Consider the following 21,141-nt stretch of genomic DNA (forward strand, 5'->3'; position numbering starts at 1 on the left):
GAAGGGCCCACCCTTCCCGAGGATTCTGGGGAGAATCTCAGAGCGGGCGGCTCAGACGGCCGACAGCGCCCGGTCGAGATCGGCCCACAGGTCCTCGACGTTCTCGATCCCCACCGAGAGGCGCAGCAGGCTCTCGGGCACCTGCGTGGACTCGGACGGGTGGCGGCGGCGGCGCTCCACCTGCGACTCCACGCCCCCGAGACTCGTCGAGTGCAGCCACACCCGGGTCGCGGCGCACACCCGCTCGGCCGCGTCGGCGTCACCCGCGACGTCGATCGACAGGATGGCGCCCGCACCGGGGTAGCGGACGCGCGCGACCGAAGGGTGTCCTTCGAGGCGGGCGGCGAGCTCGGCGGCGTTGGCGCTCGCACGCTCCAGCCGCACCGACAGCGTGCGCAGCCCGCGCAGGGCGAGGTAGACCTCCATCGGGCCGGCGATCGCGCCGTGCAGCGTGCGGTGCCGGCGCAGGCGCTCACCCAGCTCGCGCCCGCGCTCGGTGTCGCCGACGACCGTCGCCCCGAGCACGACGTCGCTGTGCCCGGAGAGGTACTTCGTCACCGAGTGCACGACGACATCGGCGCCGAGGGACAGGGGGCGGCAGAGCAACGGTGTCGACAGCGTGTTGTCGACGACGCTCGTCACACCGACCTCGCGGGCGCGCGCCAGGACGACGTCGAGCTCGATGACGTCCATGAGCGGGTTCGTCGGCGACTCGAGCCACACGAGTTCGGCGGTGTCGAGGGCGGCGAGGAATCCGGCCGTGTCGGTGGCGTGCACCCGGACGACGGTCCCGCCGGCCTGCTCGTGGGCCGCGAGGAGGTCGCCGGTGCCGTTGTAGGTCGTGTCGGGGGCGACCACGGTGCCGCCGGCGGGCAGCAGGGACAGGGCCGCCGAGATGGCGCCCATTCCCGAGGCGTGCACGAGCGCACGCCCGCCCTCGAGACCGCCGAGAGCCTCCTCGAAGGCGTTCCACGTCGGGTTGCCCGACCGGGCGTAGTTGACGACGCCGTCCGCGGCATACGTGGACGTCAGCTCGACACCCACGTTGACCGAGGCCCCGGGGGAGCGCTCGGGACGACCGGACGCCACGAGGAACGTCTCCACCTGCAGCTGCTGCGAGTCCTCTTCCCTGACCACGACGTCAGGGTACGAGCGGGGCCCACGAGGCGGGATAGAGTCTCGTCTGATGACCACGGACCAGCCCCAGCCCGACCAGCCGAGCCGCCGCCCCCGCGTCGCCATCGTCTTCGGAGGCCGCTCCTCCGAGCATGCCGTCTCCTGCGCCACGGCCGCCGGAGTCCTGCGCGCCATCGACCGGAGCAAGTACGACATCGTGCCCATCGGCATCTCCCGCGACGGCCAGTGGGTCCTCGCCGCCGACGACCCGAGCCGCTTCGAGCTGACCGCCGGGCGCACGCCCGAGGTCGAGCCGAGCGCCGCGCACGTCGTCCTGCCACTCTCGACGCGCGAGACCTCCCTGACCGTCCTCGAGAGCGGACAGCCCCCGCAGGAGCTCGGCCAGGTCGACGTCGTCTTCCCGCTGCTCCACGGCCCGTTCGGCGAGGACGGCACCCTCCAGGGCTTCCTCGAGCTCTCCGACGTGCGCTACGTCGGCTCCGGCGTCCTCGCGTCCGCGGCGGGCATGGACAAGCACTACATGAAGCTCGTCTTCGCCGGGCACGGCCTGCCCGTCGGGCCGTATGCCGTCATCACCGACCGCGCGTGGCGCACCGACCGCGCCGCGGCCATGGACGCCTGCGCCGGCCTGACCTACCCCCTCTTCGTCAAGCCGGCCCGCGCCGGGTCCTCCATGGGGATCACCCGTGTCGACGACCCCGCCGGCCTCGAGGCCGCCATCGAGGTCGCCCGCGAGCACGACCCCAAGGTGCTCGTCGAGGAGGGCATCGTCGGGCGCGAGATCGAGTGCGCGGTGCTCGAGGGCCACGGCACCTCCGGGCCGCGCACCTCCGAGGTCGGCGAGATCGCCATCCACGACAACCACGCCTTCTACGACTTCGAGGCGAAGTACCTCGCTGAGGCCGACGTCGACCTCAGCTGCCCGGCCGACGTGCCGGAGGAGGTCGCCAAGGAGGTGCGGCGCCTGGCGGCCGAGGCGTTCGAGTCCCTCGGGTGCGAGGGGCTCGCCCGCGTCGACTGCTTCTACACCGCCGACGGCCGGGTCGTCATCAACGAGATCAACACGATGCCCGGCTTCACGCCGCACTCGATGTACCCGCGGATGTGGGCGGCCTCGGGCCTGGAGTACCCCGACCTCATCGACGAGCTCATCTCGCTCGCGCTCGAGCGCCGCACCGGCCTGCGCTGACCGACCCGGCCGCGCCTGCACCCGCCCCACGGCAGCCGGCCACCCGGCATACGCGATCAGGAGCAGTGGCGCCCGTTGGCGGGCAGTGACCTCGCCACGGCCGTGAAGGCCGGCAGCAGCAGCGGCACCGCACCGTAGGTGCCGGGGGCGAGCACCTCGATGGCCGGGTCGCGGCCGTAGGTCGTGGCCGCCGACCCGTCGCTGAGCGGGCGCACCACCCAGTCGACACCGTCGACGGTGACGCAGTCCTGCGTCGTGGGTGCGAGGGGGTCCATGCCGCAGCGCGCGATGATCGCGGGGTCGCCCCAGGCGGCCACGGACGGGTCCTCGGGCTGCGTCGCCGCTCGGGTGTTCCCGCTGACGGAGGCGGGCCACGCGGCGGAGGCGCACACGGGAGCCGACGCCTGCGGGGCGAGGGCGACCTCGGGCGCGTGGGTGCACGCGGACAGCACGACGGCGGCGCCGATGAGCGCCGCCGTCGTGGGGAACAGGCGTCCGGTCAGGGGGCCGGCCTCAGACGTGGACGACCGTGCAGGTCAGGGTCCGGGTGATGCCGGGGACGTCCTGGAGCTTCGCGATGACGAGGCGGCCCAGGTCGTCGACGTTGGCGGCCTCCACGCGGGCGATGACGTCGTAGGGACCGGTCACGTCCTCGGCGAGGGTCACGCCCGAGATCCCGGCGATCTGCTCCGCCACGCTCGCGGCCTTGCCGACTTCGGTCTGAATCAGGATGTAGGCCTGGACCACGTGTCACCTCACTGTGTGTCGATCGTTGGTCGGCCGTGCGTGGGCGCGAGGGCCCGCACGGACCGGTCGGAACGGCAGGTCCCAGTGTGACTGTGACCGTGCCCTGACGCTACCTTGCCATGGGGCTCCACGTCCCCTGGAAACCGGGCCCGGCGAGGGCCGTCCACCGGAAGGGTGTGTGACCGTGCCGAACGTCCGACGGCTCGAACGGGGGCCGATGATGACGGGTGGCACCCCGTTGCGCTCGCTCGACGAGGACGAGCTGCTGGGACGCATCCTGCCCGGCTTCCCGGCGAGCAAGGACCTCGTCGTCGCGCCCGGTGACGACGCGGCCGTCCTGCACACCTCGGGGCGCGTCATCGCCACGACCGACACCGTCGTCCTCGGCCGCGACTGGCTCGACGCCTGGTCGTCGGGCGCCGACATCGGTCACAAGGTCGTCGCCCAGAACCTCGCCGACGTGGCGGCCATGGGTGGCCATCCCACCGGTGTCCTCGTCACGCTCGTCGCCGACCCCGAGCTCTCGCTCGAGTGGGTGCTCGACCACGTGCGCGGTCTCGCCGAGGCCTGCCTCGCGGCCGGGGTGGCGGTACTCGGCGGAGACCTGTCGTCGGCGCCGGCCGGCGTCGTCATGGTCTCGGTCACGGCCCTCGGGCGCCTCGACGGCGAGCCGGTGCTGCGCTCCGGGGCCCGGGCCGGCGACGTCCTCGCGGTCCGGGGCTCGCTGGGCCTGGCGGACGCCGGGCTGCGACTGCTCCAGGCCGACACCGTCGACCTGCTGCCAGTGGCGGTGGAGCGTCAGCGCCGTCCCGAGCCGCCGCTCGCCGCCGGTCCGGAGGCGGCCGCCGCAGGCGCCACCGCGATGCTCGACCTCAGCGACGGTCTGCTGCGCGACGGGGGCCGGATCGCGCGCGCGAGCCGCGTCGTCATCGACCTCGTCCCGCAGGCGCTCGCGCCAGACGTCGCCGCCCTGAGCGGGGCGCTCGGGGCCGAGGCCGCCCTCGACTGCGTGCTCGCCGGAGGGGAGGAGCACTCGCTGCTCGCCACCTTCCCGACCGGTTCGCTCCCGGAGGGGTGGCGAGCCATCGGTTCGGTCCGGGACCCGGCCGGGGGCGAGGCGCCCGGCATCGTCGTGGCCGGGCGCGCCGTCGCCCACACGGGGTGGGACCACTTCCGCGACGCGTGAGCGCGAGGCGGCAGGTCCTGGATCCACCGCGACCTGCCGACCGGCCGACCGGCCGGAGCCACGACGTGGCAGACGAGACGACGGGGTGTGCCGTGTGCGCGGAGACCTCGGCCGCCGGCCTTCGCCGGTCACGGCGTCGGTCACGGCGTCCGTCGCGCCGGATATGACAAGAGGCCGGCCCCTTACGGGAACCGGCCTCTCGACGTTGGTGAGGGTTCGCTCAGCGAACGACCTTGCCCGCCTTGAGGCAGGAGGTGCAGACGTTGAGTCGCTTCGGCGTCACACCGTCCACCAGCGTCCGAACGCGCTGGATGTTGGGGTTCCAGCGGCGCTTGGTGCGGCGGTGCGAGTGCGAGATGTTGTGACCGAAGCTCGGTCCCTTGCCGCAGACGTCGCAGTTGGCAGCCACGGGTATCTCCTGAAAGTTCGATGTCGACGAAATGCTGTGCTCCACCACCGGATCGGGTCGACGCACACGAGGGCGCGCGTCACCCCGCAGTGCACGGGGGGAACCGGTAAAGAGTAGCCGACGACTCGCTCGGACGACAAAACGGCGATGCGGGCTGCCGCCCCAGCGCCCGGACCCGGTCACGCGAAGACGCGGGCCGACTCGACGAGCTGCACGGCATACGCAGGGCCGTGGGACGCCGCGTGCACCGCGAGGGGGTGCAGCTGGTGCAGCTCGACGAGCTCTCGCCACCCCCGCTCCAGCCCGGCGGCCTCCTCGTAGGCGGCGACGACACGGTCGAGGCCGGGGCACCCGAAGAGGGCGAGCATCGCGAGGTCCGTGAGCCCGTGGCCGCCGTGCGCGGCCGGGTCGATGAGGACCGCGCCCTGCGCGGTGAAGACGACGTTGCCCGACCAGAGGTCGCCGTGGATCCGGGCCGGAGCCCGGCTGTCGTCGAAGTCGCCGGCGAGGAGGCGGTCGCAGACCCGGTCGACGATGCGCGCGCCGGCAGGCTCGAGGTGGCCGTGGTCGACGGCCCGCCGCACGAAGGGACGCACCCGCTGCTCCGCGTAGAACGCGCCCCAGGTCGGGGTGGGGTCGTTGCTCTGGCGCTGGCGACCGATCCACGCACCACTCGTCCAGCCGGCCGGCGGGGATCCGAAGGCGGGAGCGCCGGACCCGTGCGTGACCGCGAGCCCGCGTCCGAGGGCCTCCGCGGACGCAGGGGTCGGCCGCGTGGGCTGCAGTCGCGCGAGGTCGATGTGGTCGGCGGCGACGGCGCGCACCTCGACGACCCGGGCCCCGCCGTGCAGCTCGGGCTCGGCGAGCCAGCGCAGGCCGGCCGCCTCGACCTCGAAGAAGCCTTCGGGCGCCGCAGGCCACGACTTGCGGTGGTGGGCGGGGGACGTGCTCGACACGGCGACCACGCTAGCCGCACCCGGCGGCATCCACCCGGCACGGAGCGGCGCATGCGACGGTCCGGTCGAGGCGCTAGCCTGCCGAGGATCGGCAGGGCCAGCCGCCCGTCCGATCTCCGGACCGACATCCGGACGCCAGGTCCCGCACGACGAGAAGGAGGTCCGATGCCCGGCGCCGAGCCGATGCCCGAAGGACCCCTCACGCTGCTCGACCTCGTCGCCGTCCGTCGGTGGGCGGTGCTGACCCGCTCGCTCTTCGCCGCCCGCCGGGCCGAGATCGATGCCCTCAACGTCTTCCCGGTGCCCGACGGCGACACGGGGACGAACCTCTACCTCACCTTCGACGGCGCGGTCGAGCGCACCCTCGCCACGAGCGACGTCACGACGGCCGACGCCCTGCTGTCGGTCTTCGCCAAGCACCTGCTGTGGACCGCCCGCGGCAACTCGGGCGTCATCCTCAGCCAGCTGGCGCGCGGTCTGGCCGAGGGGTGCGCGGGAGCCGCCGAGATCGACGGGCGGGTCCTGGCCGTGGCTCTCCGCCAGGCCGAGGCCCGGGCTCGCCAGGCGGTGACGGACCCCAAGGAGGGGACGATCCTCACGGTCGCCAGCGCGATGGCCCAGGCCGCCGAGGGCGCCTGCGCCGCGGTGGCCGACGACACCGGTGCCGCGGCCACCGCGGGCGGTGACACCGGCGGTGACGCCCCCGTCGGCGTCCACCCCGTCGCCCTGGCTGCCGTCGAGGCCTCGCGGGAGGCGCTCGCCCGCACCCCGGACCAGCTCGAGGTGCTCGCGCGTGCGGGGGTCGTCGACGCCGGTGGCGCCGGGCTCGTCGTGCTGCTCGAGTGTCTCGAGCGGGTGTGCGCCGGGCACCGGGCCAGCTCGGGGACCGACACCACCGACCGGCGCTCCCGGCGCCGGCCCGAGACCGCGAGCGCGGCCCTCGGCGCAGGACGCCGGGGGAGCCCCGACACCGAGGCCATCCCCGAGTTCGAGGTCATGTACCTGTTGGCCGACTCCGACGACGCCGTCGTCGAGAGCCTCCGCGCCCGACTCGTCGAGCTCGGCGACTCGGTGCTCGTCGTGGGCGGGGACGGGGAGTGGAACGTCCACGCGCACGTCGACGACGCCGGGGCCGCCGTCGAGGCCGGCATCGAGGCGGGACGACCGCACCGGATCCGCATCACGCGGCTCACCGACGGGCACGACACGGGAGCCCGCTTCGAGCGGGACGACGGTGCCGGCGCGACCCCGCGCTCGGGTGCCGCGATCGTCGCGTGCGCGGCAGGCGTCGGGCTCGAGGGCCTCTTCGAGGACGCCGGCGCCGTGGTCGTGCGCTCCGGCCCCGGCCGTCGTGCCTCCACCGGTGGGCTCATCGGCGCGATCCGCGAGCAACACGCCCGGGGCGCCTCCGGGGTCGTCGTGCTGCCCAACGACGGCGACACCCTGCTCGCCGCGGCGGCAGCCGTGCGCGCCGTCGCCGACGACGGCATCGAGGCGCACCTCGTGCACGTGCGCACCGCGGTCCAGGGCATCGCGGCGCTCGCGGTCTTCGAGCGGTCGGCACCCGCCTCGGCCAACGTGCTCGCCATGCAGGAGGCCGCCTCGGCGACCCGGCACGGTGCGGTCACCGTCGCCAACCGTGCCGCCCTGACGAGCGGTGGACCGTGCGAGGCGGGGGACGTGCTCGGCGTCGTCGACGGCGACGTCGTCATCGTCGGCGCCAACCAGCTCCTCGTGACGCGGGAGGTCGTGCGTCGGCTGCTCGCGAGCGGCGGCGAGCTCGTCACCGTGGTCGCCGGCGTCGACGCGCCCGACGGGCTGCTCCAGGCGGTGGCCGACGAGGCGAGGCGCGAGCAGCACGGCATCGAGGTGTCGCTCATCGACGGCGGCCAGGCCGTCTACCCCGTCCTGCTGGGGGTGGAGTGACGTGCCGGTGCTCACCGAGGACTCGCCCCTGACCAAGCTCGTCAAGAAGAACGAGGCGGAGCAGCTCGCCCGCACCAAGGGCCTGCTCAGCGTCGCCGACCTGTTCGAGTTCGTGCCCCGCCGCTACGTCAGGCCCGGCCAGCTCACCGACCTCTCGTCGCTGCACGTCGGTGAGGACGTCCTCGTCGTCGCCGAGGTCAAGACCGCCGCGACCCGGTCGATGCGCAACCGCCGGGGAAAGATGCTCACCGTCGTCATCGGCGACGACCTGGGCAACGAGCTCGACGTCACGTTCTTCAGCGCCTACGGCCACGAGGGCAAGCTCAAGCCCGGCGTGCGCGGCTTCTTCGTCGGGCAGATCGGCGCCTACGGTCGGCGCCTCCAGCTGACCCACCCGGAGTACGAGCTGTTCGACGACGAGGAGGCCGGAGAAGCCGCCGTGGAGTGGTACCGCACCCACCGCGTGCCGGTCTACTCCACGACGGGCAAGCTCAACTCGCTGCGCCTGCGCAAGCTCGTGCACACCGCGCTCGACACGGTCGACCGCATCCGTGAGCCCGTACCCGAGGAGGTACGCGTGGCGCGCGGCCTCGTCGACCGGGCCGTCGCGCTCGAGCTCGTCCACCGGCCCGCCGTCGACGACCACCCGTCGCGGGGGCTCGACCGGCTCAAGTACGACGAGGCCTTCGTCCTCCAGACGATCCTCGCCCAGCGCCGCAAGGCCGCCGAGGCCGAGCTCGGCACACCGCGGCTCCCTCGACCCGGCGGGCTGCTGGCTGCCTTCGACGCCCGCCTGCCCTTCGAGCTCACCCAGGGCCAACGTGAGATCGGTGAGGTGTTCGCGTCCGAGCTCGCGTCCGAGCGTCCGATGCACCGGCTGCTCCAGGGTGAGGTGGGCTCGGGCAAGACGGTCGTGGCGCTCCGGGCGATGCTGGCCGCCATCGACGCGGGTGGTCAGGCCGCCCTGCTCGCACCGACCGAGGTCCTCGCGGCACAGCACCACCGCTCGATCACGGCGATGCTCGGCGACCTCGCCCAGGGCGGGATGCTCGGCGGCTCGGAGTTCGGCACGACCGTGGCCCTGCTCACGGGCAGCCAGAACGCCGGGGCCCGTCGCCGGTCCCTGCTCGACGCGGCCTCGGGCGGCGCGGGCATCGTCGTGGGCACCCACGCCCTCATCCAGAAGCACGTGCAGTTCGCCGACCTCGCACTCGTCGTCGTCGACGAGCAGCACCGGTTCGGAGTGGAGCAGCGAGACGCCCTCCGCGAGAAGGGGATCCGGCCTCCGCACGTGCTCGTCATGACGGCCACGCCGATCCCGCGCACCGTGGCCATGACGGTCTTCGGCGACATGGAGACCTCCACGCTCCGCGAGCTGCCCCGGGGGCGTTCACCGATCGCCACCCACGTCGTCGACGCCGACAAGCCCGGGTGGGTCGACCGCACCTGGCAGCGGGTGGCCGAGGAGGTCGCGAAGGGACACCAGGCATACGTCGTGTGCCCCCGCATCGGCGACGCCGACGACGAGAGCGGTTCGGGTGCCGCGACGTCCCGGGACACCTCGGACGAGGACGCCGGGTGGGACGCCCACTGGGACGACGACGGCGCGGCCCCCGAGGGCGAGCAGGACGCGCCCGCCAAGGAGCTCACCGGCGTCTACGCGATGCTCAGCACGCTGCGGGCCACACCGGCGCTCCAGGGCGTGCGGCTCGAGGTGCTCCACGGGCGCCTCGACCCCGACGCCAAGGACGCCACCATGCGCGCCTTCGCCGCGGGCGAGATCGACGTGCTCGTGGCGACCACCGTCATCGAGGTCGGCGTCGACGTGCCGAACGCCTCGGTCATGGTCGTCGTCGACGCCGACCGCTTCGGCATCTCGCAGCTGCACCAGCTCCGCGGCCGGGTGGGCCGTGGTGCGGTGCCGGGGCTCTGCCTGCTCATGACCCAGGGCGCGGGGGAGCGGGCCGCCGAGCGCCTCGACCAGGTGGCCGCCACGACCGACGGGTTCGAGCTCGCCCGAGCCGACCTCATGCTGCGGCGCGAGGGCGACGTGCTCGGCGCGCGCCAGAGCGGTCGCGGCAACTCCGTGCGGCACCTGCGTCTCGGCCGGGTCGAGGACGAGCAGATCATCGCCGACGCGCGGGAGGACGCGTTCGCCCTCGTCGACGCGGACCCCGGGCTGCGCGAGCACCCGGCGCTCGCCGCAGCGGTGGCGATGCGCCTCGACGAGGACCAGGCCGTATGGCTCGAGCGAGGATGAGATGACACGGATCATCAGCGGCGTCGCCGGCGGGCGACGGCTCCAGACCCCGCCGGGGTCCTTGACGCGACCCACGTCCGACCGCGTGCGTGAGGCGCTCTTCAGCCGTCTCGAGCACCGCGGCCTGCTCGACGGGGCCAACGTGCTCGACCTGTATGCCGGTTCCGGAGCCCTCGGCCTCGAGGCCGCGAGTCGCGGGGCGGCGCTCGTCCTGCTCGTCGAGTCGCACCAGGCCGCGGCCAAGGTCATCCGCAGCAACGTGGCGGTCGTGGGGCGTCCGGGCGTCCGGGTCCTCGCGGACACCGTCGAGCGCGCTCTGGCGTCAGGGCCGCCGGGCGGGGTGCGCATGGACCTCGTCCTGCTCGACCCGCCCTACGACGTGCCCGAGGACGCCCTGGCCTCCGTGCTCGCGACCCTCGTCGAGCGGCAGTGGCTCGCGTCCGACGCCTTCGTCGTCGTGGAGCGATCGAGCCGCTCGCCCCAGCCCACCTGGCCCGAGGGGCTCGAGCTGTCCGGCGAGAAGCGCTACGGCGAGACGGCGATGTGGTTCGCCGAGCCGCCGCCACGCGAGGTCGTGGCCTGAGCCGTCCGCACACAGCCGGACGGTAGGTTGGGCCGCGTGACGAGCGAAGCGCGCCGCTGTGTCTGCCCCGGCTCCTACGACCCGATCACCAACGGTCACGTCGACGTGGTGACCCGGGCCAGCAGGCTGTTCGACGAGGTCGTCGTCGCGATCCTGCACAACCCGAGCAAGCAGGGCACGTTCACCGTCGACGAGCGCATCGACCTCATCCGGCAGTCGGTCGGACACCTGCCCAACGTCCGCATCGGGGCCTGGGCCGGCACGCTCGTCGTCGACGTCTGCCGCGAGGTCGGGGCCTCGACGATGGTCAAGGGACTGCGCGGCGGGACCGACTTCGCCTACGAGCTACCCATGGCGCACATGAACCACCACCTCACGGGCGTCGAGACCCTCTTCCTCGCGGCCGACCCGACCCTGCAGCACGTCTCGAGCTCGCTCATCAAGGAGGTCGTGCGCTACGGCGGCGACGTCAGCGGTCTCGTGCCGGACCCCGTCCTCGCGGCGCTGGGCGATCGTCTCGCCTGATTTGGGTGCACGGCCCCCCTCCAGTACCCTTGGAGGTCGGTCCACGTCCGTCTTGGCGCGGGCCGAATCCTCTACTGTTCGCAGGAGCCATGGACCGTCCCGATCCCCGTTCTTCTCTGGTGCTCGACACCAGGGAGCTCGTTCGGCGACCGGGCACGATGCTGGAGCTCTCGCGCACGGTGACGTTGCCCGAAGACCTCGGAACCGACGTCATCTCGATCCCTGCCGGTCATCCGGTGCAGGTCGAGGTGCGGCTCGAGTCCGTCGTCGAAGGTGTCCTCGTGACGGGTTCGGTCAGTGGCACGGCGACCGGCGTCTGCGTGCGGTGCCTGGATCCCCTCGAGCTCGCTGTCGAGGGGACCTTCCTGGAGCTGTTCGCCTATGCCGACCGGGCGGCGCACCACCACGAGGTGGGCGCCGACTCGGACGAGGACGAGGTGCACGAGCTGGTCGGTGACCTCATCGACCTCGAGCCCGTGCTCCGGGACGCTGTCGTGCCGACGCTGCCGTTCCAACCGGTGTGCCGGCCGGACTGCCCGGGGTTGTGTTCCGAGTGTGGGATGCACCTCGCGGAGGACCCGGACCATCATCATGAAGTGATCGACCCGAGGTGGTCGTCCCTCAGTGGACTGCTGAGCGACGACCCGCAAGAGAAGAGGAACTGACGTGGCTGTCCCGAAGCGGAAGATGTCGCGCTCCAACACCCGTTCGCGTCGCGCGAACTGGAAGGCAACGCCGACGACGCTCACCACGTGCCCCCAGTGCGGTGCGGCGACCCAGCCGCACATCGCGTGCCCCTCGTGCGGCACGTACAAGGGCCGTCACTACTCCGTTGCCGAGCGCACCGAGCACCAGGCCTGATCACACCGTGAGCAGCCCCATGAGCGACCTTGGCGCTGGGGGTGTTCCGGCGGTGCCGCAGCGGCCCGTCGATGCTCTGATCGCCCACCTCCACGAGGTGGTCGGCCAGGACATCGACGAGCCGCTGCTCCTGCGTTCCCTGACGCACCGCTCGTACGCCTACGAGAACGGTGGACTGCCCAACAACGAGCGTCTCGAGTTCCTCGGTGACTCCGTGCTGGGCCTCGTCGTCACCGACTCGCTGTACCGCGAGCACCCGGACCTCGCCGAGGGGCAGCTGGCGAAGCTGCGCGCCGCGGTCGTCAACATGCGTGCCCTCGCGGACGTCGCGCGCACCTTCGACCTCGGGCAGTACGTCATGCTCGGCAAGGGCGAGGAGGCCACGGGCGGGCGTGACAAGGCCTCGATCCTGGCCGACACCCTCGAGGCGCTCATCGGCACGGTGTTCCTCTCGACCGACATCGACTTCGCCGCGCGCTTCGTGCACCACCACTTCGACCCCCTCATCGAGGAGGCCGCGACGCTCGGTGCCGGGCTCGACTGGAAGACCAGCCTGCAGGAGATGGCCGCGGGATCGGCCCTCGGTTCACCGGAGTACCGCGTCGCCGAGCAGGGGCCGGACCACGAGAAGGAGTTCCACGCCCGGGTCGTCGTCGGCGAGGAGGTCCTCGGTGAGGGCCACGGCCGGTCGAAGAAGGAGGCCGAGCAGAAGGCCGCCAAGGAGGCCTGGCACACCCTCGACGCCCGTCGCACGCCCGTGAACGCCGCGACCTCGGTGGGCCGCGGCAGCTCGACCGACCCGGCCGTTGAGCCGAGCGTCGGAGCCGCGGGTTCGTCCGAGGGCTGAGCCGCGTGCCCGAGCTGCCCGAGGTCGAGGTCGTCCGTCGTGGCCTCGCCGACCACGTCGTGGGTCGGCACGTCACGCGCGCCCGCATCACCGGCGTGCGCGTGGCCCGTCGCCACGACGCCGGTCCCGACGACCTCGCGGCTCGTCTGCACGACGTGACGGTCACCGCGGCCTCCCGCCGCGGCAAGTACCTCTGGTTGGCGCTCGACGGTGAGGACGCGCTCATCGTCCACCTGGGCATGAGCGGCCAGATGCTCGTCGAGCCGGCGGATGCGCCGCTCGAGAAGCACTGTCACGCCCAGTTCGACTTCGACGACGGCGGACCGCAGCTGCGCTTCGTCGACCAGCGCACCTTCGGCGGTCTCGCGCTCTCGCCGCTGCGCCCGGACGGCATCCCCGAGTCGGTCGCCCACATCGCGCCCGACCCGTTCGAGTCCGCCTACGACCAGGCCTCGGTCGTGCGCCGGATGAAGCAGCGTGAGAGCGCCGTCAAACGCGCCCTGCTCGACCAGTCCCTCGTCTCGGGCATCGGCAACATCTACGCCGACGAGGCCCTGTGGCGCGCGCAGGTGCACGGCGAACGGCTCTGCTCGGCGCTGACGAAGCCGACCCTGTCACGCATCCTCGACCACGCCCGGGAGGTGATGGCCGAGGCGCTCGGGCACGGGGGGACGAGCTTCGACTCGCTCTACGTCAACGTCAACGGCGCGAGCGGTTACTTCGACCGCTCGCTCCACGCGTACGGCCGGGCCGGCACCCCGTGCGACCGGTGCGGCACCATCATGCGGCGCGAGCACTTCATGAACCGCTCGTCGTTCTCCTGCCCGGTCTGCCAGCCACGACCGAGACGCCGCAGCCCGTCCTGACCGTCGAGGACGGGGGACGGGCTGCGGCGACCTCTGGCTGCCCCGGCGGTCTGCCGGGTGGGCGTCAGTGGCCCGAGGGGCGACGCTTCGGGGCGGGGCGCACCGGGTCGTCGTCGGGCGGCTCGACGTGCTCGGGGACGACGATGGGCTTGATCCGCGCCCACACGACGAAGAAGGCGCTGACGACGACCAGCGCGATGCCGGCATACAGGTTGGCGTTGACGCCGCCCGTCTTGTCGAGCGACTGGTCACCGAAGATCCCCATGACGAGCAGGATGATGCCGTAGAGGCCGAGCAGCGCCCCGATGAAGTTGCGGATGTCGAAGGCGCCCGCGGTGTGCTGGCCCTCGTGCTTCCCGTCGCGGGTGGGAGCGCCGCGATCGTGCTTTTCGCTCATGTCGAGGCTCCTGTCAGAACAAGAAGTTGAGGATGAGGACGAGGACGAGCGAGATGCCGGCGAGGGGCAGCGTGCGGCGGAACCACGGGAGCTTGCGCTCCTCGGGGTCCACGAGGTCCTCGCGCGGGGTCTCGGAGTAGACGAGTCCGCGCAGCTCGCTCGCCGGCTTCGGCTCGGTCATGAGCGAGACGACGACGCTGAGCACGATGTCGACGACGAAGGCCACCGAGGCCGCGACGAACGCGGCGCCCTGCCCGCCGAGCGGGATGATGCCGAGGCTCAGGGTCCCGAAGGCGTCCTTGCTGAGGAGGGCGACGGCGACGGCCGACAGCGTGCCGGCCGAGAGGCCCACCCATCCGGCGGTCGCGGTCATCCGCTTCCAGAACATGCCGAGGATGAACGTCGCGAAGAGCGGGGCGTTGAAGAAGCCGAACAGCGTCTGGAGGTAGTCCATGACGTTGCTGAACGAGCTCGCGACGATGGCGGTGAAGATCGCGATGACGGTCGCGCCGACCGTGGCCAGGCGCCCGATGCGCAGGTAGTAGTCGTCGCTGTGGTCCTTGCGGATGTAGCGCTGCCACAGGTCGTAGCTGAAGACGGTGTTGAACGCCGAGATGTTGGCGGCCATGCCCGCCATGAAGGCCGCGAGCAGCCCGGCGATGGCGACGCCGAGCAGGCCGTTGGGCAGCACGTCACGCATGAGCAGCAGGAGCGAGTCGTTGAACTTCACGCCTTCCCCGGAGGCGCCGCCGGGGGGCGAGCCGCCGGCCTTGAGCTTGGTGATCTCGGGGACGAGCACCGCGGCCACCATGCCGGGGAGGATGACGATGAAGGGGACGAACATCTTGGGGAACGACCCGATGATCGGCGTCTTGCGGGCCGCGGAGATCGAGTTCGACGCCATGGCGCGCTGGACCTCGACGAAGTTCGTCGTCCAGTAGCCGAAGGAGAGCACGAAGCCGAGCCCGAAGACGATGCCGATGACCGACCACACCGGTGAGCTGAACCCCGAGAGGGCCTCGCCGGGCCAGGAGTGGAGCTGCTGGTCGGCCGACGGCACCTTCGCGGCTGCGGCGGCGGGGCTCGCCGCGAACTCGGTGATCTTGTCCTTGAGCCCTTGGTAGCCACCCACCCGGTGCAGGCCGATGAGGGTCAGCGGCAGCAGCGCGGCCACGATGACGAAGAACTGGAGCACCTCGTTGTAGATCGCCGCCGAGAGGCCGCCGAGGGTGATGTAGGACAGCACGATCGCGGCCGCGACGAGCAGGGCCACCCACAGGGGCCAGCCGAGCAGCGCGTGCACGATCGAGCCGAGCAGGTAGAGGTTGACGCCGGCGATGAGCAGCTGGGCCACGGCGAAGCTGATCGCGTTGACGAGGTGCGCGCCCGTGCCGAAGCGGCGGAACATGAACTCCGGGACCGAGCGCACCTTCGAGCCGTAGTAGAAGGGCATCATCACGACGCCGAGGAAGAGCATGGCGGGGATGGCGCCGACCCAGAAGTAGTGCACGGTCGAGATGCCGAGCTCGGCACCGTTGGCCGACATGCCCATGATCTCGACGGCACCGAGGTTCGCCGAGATGAAGGCGAGGCCGGTGACCCAGGCCGGCAGCGACCGGCCGGAGAGGAAGAAGTCGATCGAGTCGGACACCGCGCGCCTCGCCATGACCCCGATGCCGAGGACGAAGACGAAGTAGAGGGCGATGATGAGGTAGTCGACCGGTTTGGCGCTGATGAGGGTGTCCGCGGTGGGCAGACCCGCCAGTGCGTGCATGCGTTCAGTCCCTTCGTTGGGCGACGACTCACGCTAGCGCAGCCCCGGACGGCGGGCGCGTCAGGCTGGGCGGGTGTCTCGTGCCCCGGTGATGAGCCGTTTGAGCGGGACGGAGGAGTCCGCCGCCGAGTCGGCCTCGATCGTCATACCCTTCTCGAGCGCGCGTTTCACAGCCAGGTAGTCGGCGGGGACACCGAGCGACTCGACGGCGATGAGCAGGCCGTCTCGGTAGCTGAGGATCGAGAACCGCTCTGACGCAACGTCGCCGCGGACCACCGTGCGGTCGGCGCCGTGCGGGAGGCCCGCCATCTGGAGCCGGAGGTCGCCCTGGTCGCTCCAGAACCACGGCACGCTGTCGTATGCCGTGTCGTGCCCGGCGAGGGTCGCCGCGGCCACGCGTGCCTGGTCCGTCGCGTGCGGGACGCTCTCGAGCCTCGCGGGACCGGGCTCGCCGCGGGTGAACGGGTTGGGCCCGACCGCACAGTCACCGGCTGCGACCGTCAGGCCGTCCGAGGCGCGGGCTCGCTCGTCGACGACGATCCCGAGCGGCTCGACGAGCAGTCCGAGCTGCTCGGCGAGCTCGGTGCGTGGGACCGCTCCGATGCCGACGACGACGAGTTCGGCCGGCAGGACCGTGCCGTCGGCGAGCTCCACTCCCGTGACGGCCCCGTCGTGGCCCACGACGCGGACGGCCCCGGCCTGCAGCAGGATCCGGGTGCCGCGTCGGAGGTGGGCGTCCCGGACGGCGTCGGACAGCAGGGGGCTGACGGCCCGGCCGAGGAGACGGTCGGTCAGCTCGACCACCGTCACGGCGGCACCGAGCGACCGGGCCCCTGCTGCGATCTCGAGCCCGATGAAGCCACCTCCGACGACGACGACCTCACGAGCGGCGCGGATCCGTGGCGCGAGCCGGTCGGCGTCGGCCAGGGTCCGCACCGAGTGGACGCCGTCGAGGTCGGCGCCGTCGAGCGGCAGCTTCCGGTCGGTGGCTCCCGTCGTGAGGGCCAGCCGGTCGAAGGCGAGCGTGCGCCCGGACGCCGTCGTGGCGCTGCCACCCGAGGCGTCCCGCTCGATCGACTCGACCCGGTCGCCGGTCACGAGCTCGACGCCGAGGTCGGCGAACCAGGCCGCGTCGTGGAAGACGAGCGAGTCTCGCTCGTGGTCGCCGCGGAGGTAGCCCTTCGACAGGGGCGGCCGCTCGTAGGGCGGCTCGGGCTCGTCGCCGACGAGCACCACGGGAGCGGTGTCGCCGAGCTCGCGGAGCGCGGTCACGAGCGAGATGCCGGCCTGGCCGGCCCCGACGACGAGGGTCACGGCGCGCTCGTCACTGGACATGGTGGCCAGCCTAGGGTGGGCCCATGACGTGGTCGCCTGCGAACCCCGAGTCCGTCTTCACCTACGGCGCCCCGCAGCTGAAGTTCGGCCCGGGCGCTGCCGACGAGGTCGGCCACGACCTGCTCGCTCTCGGCGCACGCCGGGTCCTCCTCGTCACCGACGCCGGTGTGCTGGCCACCGGCTGGCCGGACCGGGTCGCCGAGGGCATCCGAGGCTTCGGGATCGAGGTGGTGGTCCACGACTCGGCGCACGTCGAGCCCACCGACGCGAGCCTCGACGCCGCCGTCGAGCGCGCCCGGTCGGACGGGCCGTTCGACGGCTTCGTCGCCGTCGGTGGCGGCTCGGCCATCGACACGGCCAAGGCGGTCGACCTGCTGCTCAGTGACGGCGGCGACCTCATGGACTACGTCAACGTCCCGGTGGGTGCGGGCCGGGCCCCGACCCGTCGGCTCGCGCCGCTCGTGGCGGTGCCGACGACGACGGGGACGGGCGCCGAGAGCACGACGATCTGCGTGCTCGACGTCCTGTCGCTCAAGGTGAAGACCGGCATCAGCCACGTCCGGCTCCGCCCGAGCCTGGCCGTCGTGGACCCCCGCCTGACGGCGAGCCAGCCGGCCGGCGTCACGGCCAGCGCGGGCATGGACATCCTGTGCCACGCGCTCGAGAGCTGGACGGCCCGGCCGTACTCGAGCTACGAGCGCAAGCAGCCGGGGGAGCGTGTGCCCTACTGCGGTCGCAACCCGATCTCGGACATGTGGTCCGAGCGGTCGATGTCGTTGCTCGCCAAGGCCTTCCGCGCCGCGGTGCGCGACGGGTCGGACGAGGCCGCCCGCGGCGACATGGCCCTGGCGGCGACGTTCGCCGGACTCGGCTTCGGCAACGCCGGGGTGCACGTGCCGCACGCCAACGCCTACCCGATCGCCGGTCGGGTGCGTGGCTTCCACCCGGACGGCTACCCCCGCGACGAGCCGATGGTGCCCCACGGGATGGCGGTCGCGCTCACCGCGCCGGAGGCGTTCCGGTGGACCTTCGAGTCCGACCCGGAGCGGCACCTCGCGGCCGCCCGGCTGCTCGACCCGGCCCACGGCGACCGGTGGGACTCCGACCCCCGGGACGTGCTGCCCGGCGTCCTGGCCGACCTCATGCGCGACATCGGCATGCCCAACGGGCTGGCGGCCGTGGGCTACGACGAGCACGACGTGGCCGACCTCGTCGACGGCTCGCTCAAGCAGCAGCGGCTCCTGGCCACGAGCCCGCGCGAGGTCGGGCCCGACGACCTCAGCGGCATCCTGGCGCGCTCGATGCACCTCTGGGACTGAGGGTTCCACTCCCGGCGCGGTCGGCGGCATACAGTGCCGTCTGTGACGACCGAGCCCACCCACCTGCCCCTGCCTCTCGAGAGCGACTGGCTCGACTGGGTCGGCGCCCGTGGCGAGCAGCAGCTCGCGCTGGCGCGTTCCCTCGTCGAGGGACTGCGCAGCGACCCGCCCCGTGAGCCCCTCGAGGTGCTGCGGGTCTGGAACGAGGCCCAGACCGCGCTGTCCAACGCAGCCTCGGTCGGTTCGCTCTTCTCCGAGGTGCACCCCGACGCGGCCGTGCGCGAGCGCGCCGAGGCCGTCGCCCAGCAGGTGCAGAAGCTCGACACCGACCTCGGTCTCGACACGCAGCTGTATGCCGTCCTCGCCGGTGTCGACGCGAGTGGCCTCGACGCCGACGCGTCACGGGTCCTCGAGCGCACGCTGCGCGACTTCCGCCGTTCGGGTGTCGACCAGGACGACGCGACGCGCGACCGGCTGCGTGAGCTGAGCGAGCGGGCCGTCCTGCTCAGCCAGGAGTTCAGCAAGAACATCCGCGAGGACGTGCGCAGCATCCGGCTGACGCCGGACCGGCTCGACGGGATGCCGCAGGACTGGGTCGACGCGCACCCCGTCGACGACGAGGGGCTCGTCACGGTGACGACCGACTACCCCGACGTCGTCCCGTTCCGCACCTTCGCCCGTGACGCCCGGGCCCGACGCGACCTCGTGACCGAGTTCCTCACCATCGCCTGGCCGGCGAACGACCGGGTGCTGCAGGAGCTCTTCGCGGTGCGCCGCGAGCACGCCGCCCTGCTCGGCTACGCGTCCTGGGCCGACTACGACGCCGAGGTCAAGATGATCGGCAGCGGCAAGGCCATCGGCGAGTTCATCGACCGCATCACCGAGCTGTCGACCGCCAGCGCCGAGCGCGACAAGGCGGTCCTGCTCGAACGCCTGCGGCAGGACCGTACGGAGGCCGACGAGATCGACGGGGCCGACGTGTCGTACTACGCCGAGCTCGTCCGCAAGGAGCAGCTGGCGGTCGACGCCCAGCAGGTGCGCACCTACTTCGCCTTCGAGGCGGTGCGCCAGGGGCTGCTCGACGTCACGGGGCGCCTCTTCGGCCTCGAGTGGTCGCCCGTGCCGCGCGAGGACGCCCGCACGTGGCACGAGGAGGTCGCGACCTACGACGTGTCGTTCCAGGGCGAGCGGATCGGGCGGATCCACCTGGACCTGCACCCGCGTGAGGGCAAGTACAAGCACGCCGCCCAGTTCGACCTCGCCCGGGGCGTCGCCGGCACGCAGCTGGTCGAGGGTGTGCTCGTGTGCAACTTCAACCGGGGGCTCATGGAGCACGACGAGGTCGTCACGCTGTTCCACGAGTTCGGTCACCTCGTGCACCACGTCCTCGCCGGTCGCACCGACTGGGTCCGCTTCTCGGGCGTGGCGACCGAGTGGGACTTCGTCGAGGCGCCGAGCCAGATGCTCGAGGAGTGGGCCTGGGACGCCGACGTCCTCGCGACCTTCGCCCGCAACGCCGCCGGAGAGACCATCCCCGCCGAGCTCGTCCGGGCGATGCGCCGGGCCGACGACTTCGGCAAGGGCTACGACGCCCGCACGCAGATGTTCTACGCCGCGCTGTCCTACGACTTCCACGTCAACCAGAGCGACGACCTGACGGCCCGGCTGCGCGAGCTCATGGGCCGGTACTCGGTGTTCCCGTACCTCGCGGGCACCCACATGCAGTGCCACTTCGGGCACCTCGACGGCTACAGCTCCGCGTACTACACGTACATGTGGTCGCTCGTCATCGCCAAGGACATGTTCTCCGCCTTCGACCGCGACGACCTCTTCGACCCCGAGGTGGCCGGCGCGTACCGCGACAAGGTGCTCGCCCAGGGCGGGCGCCGCGACGCGGCGGACCTCGTCGAGGACTTCCTCGGCCGGCCCTACACGTTCGACGCGTATGCCGCGTGGCTGGCGGAGTGACGGGTGCCCGGGACAGATCGCGTGCACGTGACGGCGCTGACGGCATACCCCGTCAAGTCGCTCGCGGGTGTCTCCCTCGAGGCGGCGGCCGTCGAGGCGCAGGGACTCAGGGGCGACCGCCGGTGGGCGGTCGTCGACCCGGACGGCACCAAGGTGACGGCCCGTGAGGAGCACGCGCTGCTCGGGCTGCGGGCCGAACCGCTCGACGACGGGGGCGTGCGCCTGCTCGCTCCGGGGGCTGACCCCGTCGAGGTGGCGCCACCCCGGGACGCGGCGCCCGTGAGGGTGGGCTTCTCGGGCCAGGACCGGGCCCGACCTGCGGGCTCCGTCGCCGACGACTGGCTGACCGGCCGGGTCGGGCGCTCGCTCCGCCTCGTGTGGCAGGACGACGGGACGCAGCGCCCGATCCGGCCCGACCTCGGTGGCGAGGACGGTGACCGCAACTCGCTCTCGGACGCCGCCCCGGTCCACGTGACGTCGGAGTCGTCCCTCGCCCGGCTCAACGGCTGGGTCCTCGAGACCGCTCTCGAGCGCGGTGAGGAGCCTCGGGACGCCCTGCGGCACGAGCGGTTCCGGCCCAACGTCGTCGTGGCGGGCAGTGAGCCCTTCGTCGAGGACACGTGGTCGACGGTGCGCATCGGGGCCGTCGCCTTCCGGACGACGATGGTGTGCGACCGCTGTGTCATGACGACGATCGGACGCGACGACCTGAGGACCGGCAAGGAGCCGATCCGCACCCTGGCTCGGCACCGCAGGTGGGAGGGTGCCACCTGGTTCGGCATCCGCCTGACCCCGGTGCTGCCGCTCGTTCCCGGTGCAACGCTCCGGGTCGGGGACGAGGTCGTGCCCGGCTGAG

General features: G+C 72.5%; 21 protein-coding genes. 13 read left to right on the plus strand and 8 right to left on the minus strand.

Features of this window, described 5'->3' with window-relative positions; genetic code table 11:
• Nucleotides 1-51 precede the first annotated feature (51 nt).
• Nucleotides 52-1,137, minus strand: coding sequence for a trans-sulfuration enzyme family protein (locus TAE01_RS03305; RefSeq protein ID WP_147063366.1), 1,086 nt, complete (start codon nucleotides 1,135-1,137; stop codon nucleotides 52-54).
• Between the two features lie 49 nt (nucleotides 1,138-1,186).
• Here TAE01_RS03305 and TAE01_RS03310 point away from each other — a divergent pair, with 49 nt between their 5' ends.
• Nucleotides 1,187-2,326 (plus strand): D-alanine--D-alanine ligase family protein, encoded by a 1,140-nt coding sequence (locus tag TAE01_RS03310; RefSeq protein WP_147063369.1) that lies wholly within the window; start codon nucleotides 1,187-1,189, stop codon nucleotides 2,324-2,326.
• Nucleotides 2,327-2,382: 56 nt separating this feature from the next.
• On the opposite strand, the gene TAE01_RS03315 is transcribed toward TAE01_RS03310, so the two are convergent.
• Both TAE01_RS03315 and TAE01_RS03320 read right to left on the minus strand, forming a co-directional pair.
• Complete coding sequence (locus TAE01_RS03315) at nucleotides 2,383-2,778, minus strand: hypothetical protein (RefSeq protein WP_147063371.1); 396 nt, start codon at nucleotides 2,776-2,778, stop codon at nucleotides 2,383-2,385.
• A gap of 61 nt (nucleotides 2,779-2,839) precedes the next feature.
• Nucleotides 2,840-3,073, minus strand: coding sequence for an Lrp/AsnC family transcriptional regulator (locus tag TAE01_RS03320; RefSeq protein WP_147063373.1), 234 nt, complete (start codon nucleotides 3,071-3,073; stop codon nucleotides 2,840-2,842).
• Nucleotides 3,074-3,290: 217 nt separating this feature from the next.
• On the opposite strand from TAE01_RS03320, the gene thiL reads away from it, so the two are divergent.
• Entirely contained in the window at nucleotides 3,291-4,259 is a 969-nt protein-coding gene (thiL, locus tag TAE01_RS03325; RefSeq protein WP_147063610.1) for a thiamine-phosphate kinase, read from the plus strand.
• Between the two features lie 220 nt (nucleotides 4,260-4,479).
• On the opposite strand, the gene rpmB is transcribed toward thiL, so the two are convergent.
• Both rpmB and TAE01_RS03335 read right to left on the minus strand, forming a co-directional pair.
• Entirely contained in the window at nucleotides 4,480-4,668 is a 189-nt protein-coding gene (rpmB, locus tag TAE01_RS03330; protein ID WP_020142801.1) for a 50S ribosomal protein L28, read from the minus strand.
• Between the two features lie 179 nt (nucleotides 4,669-4,847).
• Nucleotides 4,848-5,633, minus strand: a complete 786-nt coding sequence (locus TAE01_RS03335; RefSeq protein ID WP_246111108.1) for a fructosamine kinase family protein — start codon at nucleotides 5,631-5,633, stop codon at nucleotides 4,848-4,850.
• Nucleotides 5,634-5,789: 156 nt separating this feature from the next.
• On the opposite strand from TAE01_RS03335, the gene TAE01_RS03340 reads away from it, so the two are divergent.
• From TAE01_RS03340 to mutM, 8 genes are all read left to right on the plus strand, one after another.
• Complete coding sequence (locus TAE01_RS03340; RefSeq protein ID WP_147063377.1) at nucleotides 5,790-7,550, plus strand: DAK2 domain-containing protein; 1,761 nt, start codon at nucleotides 5,790-5,792, stop codon at nucleotides 7,548-7,550.
• A 1-nt stretch (nucleotide 7,551) separates the two neighbouring features.
• The gene (locus TAE01_RS03345) at nucleotides 7,552-9,810 is read left to right on the plus strand and encodes an ATP-dependent DNA helicase RecG (RefSeq protein WP_147063379.1); all 2,259 of its coding nucleotides are present in this window, start codon (nucleotides 7,552-7,554) and stop codon (nucleotides 9,808-9,810) included.
• A gap of 1 nt (nucleotide 9,811) precedes the next feature.
• On the plus strand, nucleotides 9,812-10,393 hold the full coding sequence (gene rsmD, locus TAE01_RS03350; RefSeq protein WP_147063381.1) for a 16S rRNA (guanine(966)-N(2))-methyltransferase RsmD: 582 nt from the start codon (nucleotides 9,812-9,814) through the stop codon (nucleotides 10,391-10,393).
• 36 nt (nucleotides 10,394-10,429) lie between these two features.
• Nucleotides 10,430-10,918: a pantetheine-phosphate adenylyltransferase gene (gene coaD / locus TAE01_RS03355; protein ID WP_147063383.1), complete on the plus strand. Its 489-nt coding sequence runs from the start codon at nucleotides 10,430-10,432 to the stop codon at nucleotides 10,916-10,918.
• Nucleotides 10,919-11,007: 89 nt separating this feature from the next.
• Nucleotides 11,008-11,583, plus strand: a complete 576-nt coding sequence (locus TAE01_RS03360; protein WP_147063612.1) for a YceD family protein — start codon at nucleotides 11,008-11,010, stop codon at nucleotides 11,581-11,583.
• A 1-nt stretch (nucleotide 11,584) separates the two neighbouring features.
• Nucleotides 11,585-11,779, plus strand: a complete 195-nt coding sequence (gene rpmF, locus TAE01_RS03365) for a 50S ribosomal protein L32 (RefSeq protein WP_147063386.1) — start codon at nucleotides 11,585-11,587, stop codon at nucleotides 11,777-11,779.
• A 19-nt stretch (nucleotides 11,780-11,798) separates the two neighbouring features.
• Nucleotides 11,799-12,626: a ribonuclease III gene (gene rnc, locus TAE01_RS03370; protein WP_246111109.1), complete on the plus strand. Its 828-nt coding sequence runs from the start codon at nucleotides 11,799-11,801 to the stop codon at nucleotides 12,624-12,626.
• Nucleotides 12,627-12,631: 5 nt separating this feature from the next.
• Nucleotides 12,632-13,492 carry a bifunctional DNA-formamidopyrimidine glycosylase/DNA-(apurinic or apyrimidinic site) lyase gene (mutM, locus tag TAE01_RS03375; protein WP_147063388.1) on the plus strand — a complete coding sequence of 287 codons (861 nt, stop codon included), beginning with the start codon at nucleotides 12,632-12,634 and terminating at the stop codon, nucleotides 13,490-13,492.
• A gap of 64 nt (nucleotides 13,493-13,556) precedes the next feature.
• Here mutM and TAE01_RS03380 read toward each other — a convergent pair whose 3' ends face one another.
• The 3 genes from TAE01_RS03380 to TAE01_RS03390 are packed head-to-tail and all read right to left on the minus strand — an operon-like array spanning nucleotide 13,557 to nucleotide 16,998.
• Complete coding sequence (locus TAE01_RS03380) at nucleotides 13,557-13,889, minus strand: hypothetical protein (RefSeq protein ID WP_147063390.1); 333 nt, start codon at nucleotides 13,887-13,889, stop codon at nucleotides 13,557-13,559.
• Nucleotides 13,890-13,902: 13 nt separating this feature from the next.
• Nucleotides 13,903-15,663, minus strand: coding sequence for a sodium:solute symporter family protein (locus TAE01_RS03385; protein WP_147063392.1), 1,761 nt, complete (start codon nucleotides 15,661-15,663; stop codon nucleotides 13,903-13,905).
• A 60-nt stretch (nucleotides 15,664-15,723) separates the two neighbouring features.
• Nucleotides 15,724-16,998 carry an NAD(P)/FAD-dependent oxidoreductase gene (locus tag TAE01_RS03390; protein WP_147063394.1) on the minus strand — a complete coding sequence of 425 codons (1,275 nt, stop codon included), beginning with the start codon at nucleotides 16,996-16,998 and terminating at the stop codon, nucleotides 15,724-15,726.
• Nucleotides 16,999-17,021: 23 nt separating this feature from the next.
• Here TAE01_RS03390 and TAE01_RS03395 point away from each other — a divergent pair, with 23 nt between their 5' ends.
• Genes TAE01_RS03395 through TAE01_RS03405 form a run of 3 tightly spaced genes read left to right on the plus strand, consistent with a single transcriptional unit; the run spans nucleotide 17,022 to nucleotide 21,140 of the window.
• On the plus strand, nucleotides 17,022-18,317 hold the full coding sequence (locus tag TAE01_RS03395; protein ID WP_147063396.1) for a hydroxyacid-oxoacid transhydrogenase: 1,296 nt from the start codon (nucleotides 17,022-17,024) through the stop codon (nucleotides 18,315-18,317).
• Between the two features lie 42 nt (nucleotides 18,318-18,359).
• On the plus strand, nucleotides 18,360-20,285 hold the full coding sequence (locus TAE01_RS03400) for a M3 family metallopeptidase (protein ID WP_147063398.1): 1,926 nt from the start codon (nucleotides 18,360-18,362) through the stop codon (nucleotides 20,283-20,285).
• Between the two features lie 3 nt (nucleotides 20,286-20,288).
• The gene (locus tag TAE01_RS03405) at nucleotides 20,289-21,140 is read left to right on the plus strand and encodes an MOSC domain-containing protein (RefSeq protein ID WP_246111110.1); all 852 of its coding nucleotides are present in this window, start codon (nucleotides 20,289-20,291) and stop codon (nucleotides 21,138-21,140) included.
• Nucleotide 21,141 lies beyond the last annotated feature (1 nt).

The organism is Terrabacter aerolatus (assembly GCF_007991735.1).
In the GTDB taxonomy this organism is placed as follows: Bacteria; Actinomycetota; Actinomycetes; order Actinomycetales; family Dermatophilaceae; genus Terrabacter; species Terrabacter aerolatus.

What these genes read in the sequence shown, in the direction of transcription:
- TAE01_RS03310 (WP_147063369.1), top strand. Translation starts at nt 1,187, where the DNA reads ATGACCACGGACCAGCCCCAGCCCGACCAGCCGAGCCGCCGCCCCCGC.
- thiL (WP_147063610.1), top strand. Translation starts at nt 3,291, where the DNA reads ATGATGACGGGTGGCACCCCGTTGCGCTCGCTCGACGAGGACGAGCTG.
- TAE01_RS03340 (WP_147063377.1), top strand. Translation starts at nt 5,790, where the DNA reads ATGCCCGGCGCCGAGCCGATGCCCGAAGGACCCCTCACGCTGCTCGAC.
- rsmD (WP_147063381.1), top strand. Translation starts at nt 9,812, where the DNA reads ATGACACGGATCATCAGCGGCGTCGCCGGCGGGCGACGGCTCCAGACC.
- TAE01_RS03360 (WP_147063612.1), top strand. Translation starts at nt 11,008, where the DNA reads ATGGACCGTCCCGATCCCCGTTCTTCTCTGGTGCTCGACACCAGGGAG.
- rnc (WP_246111109.1), top strand. Translation starts at nt 11,799, where the DNA reads ATGAGCGACCTTGGCGCTGGGGGTGTTCCGGCGGTGCCGCAGCGGCCC.
- TAE01_RS03380 (WP_147063390.1), bottom strand. Translation starts at nt 13,889, where the DNA reads ATGAGCGAAAAGCACGATCGCGGCGCTCCCACCCGCGACGGGAAGCAC.
- TAE01_RS03385 (WP_147063392.1), bottom strand. Translation starts at nt 15,663, where the DNA reads ATGCACGCACTGGCGGGTCTGCCCACCGCGGACACCCTCATCAGCGCC.
- TAE01_RS03390 (WP_147063394.1), bottom strand. Translation starts at nt 16,998, where the DNA reads ATGTCCAGTGACGAGCGCGCCGTGACCCTCGTCGTCGGGGCCGGCCAG.
- TAE01_RS03395 (WP_147063396.1), top strand. Translation starts at nt 17,022, where the DNA reads ATGACGTGGTCGCCTGCGAACCCCGAGTCCGTCTTCACCTACGGCGCC.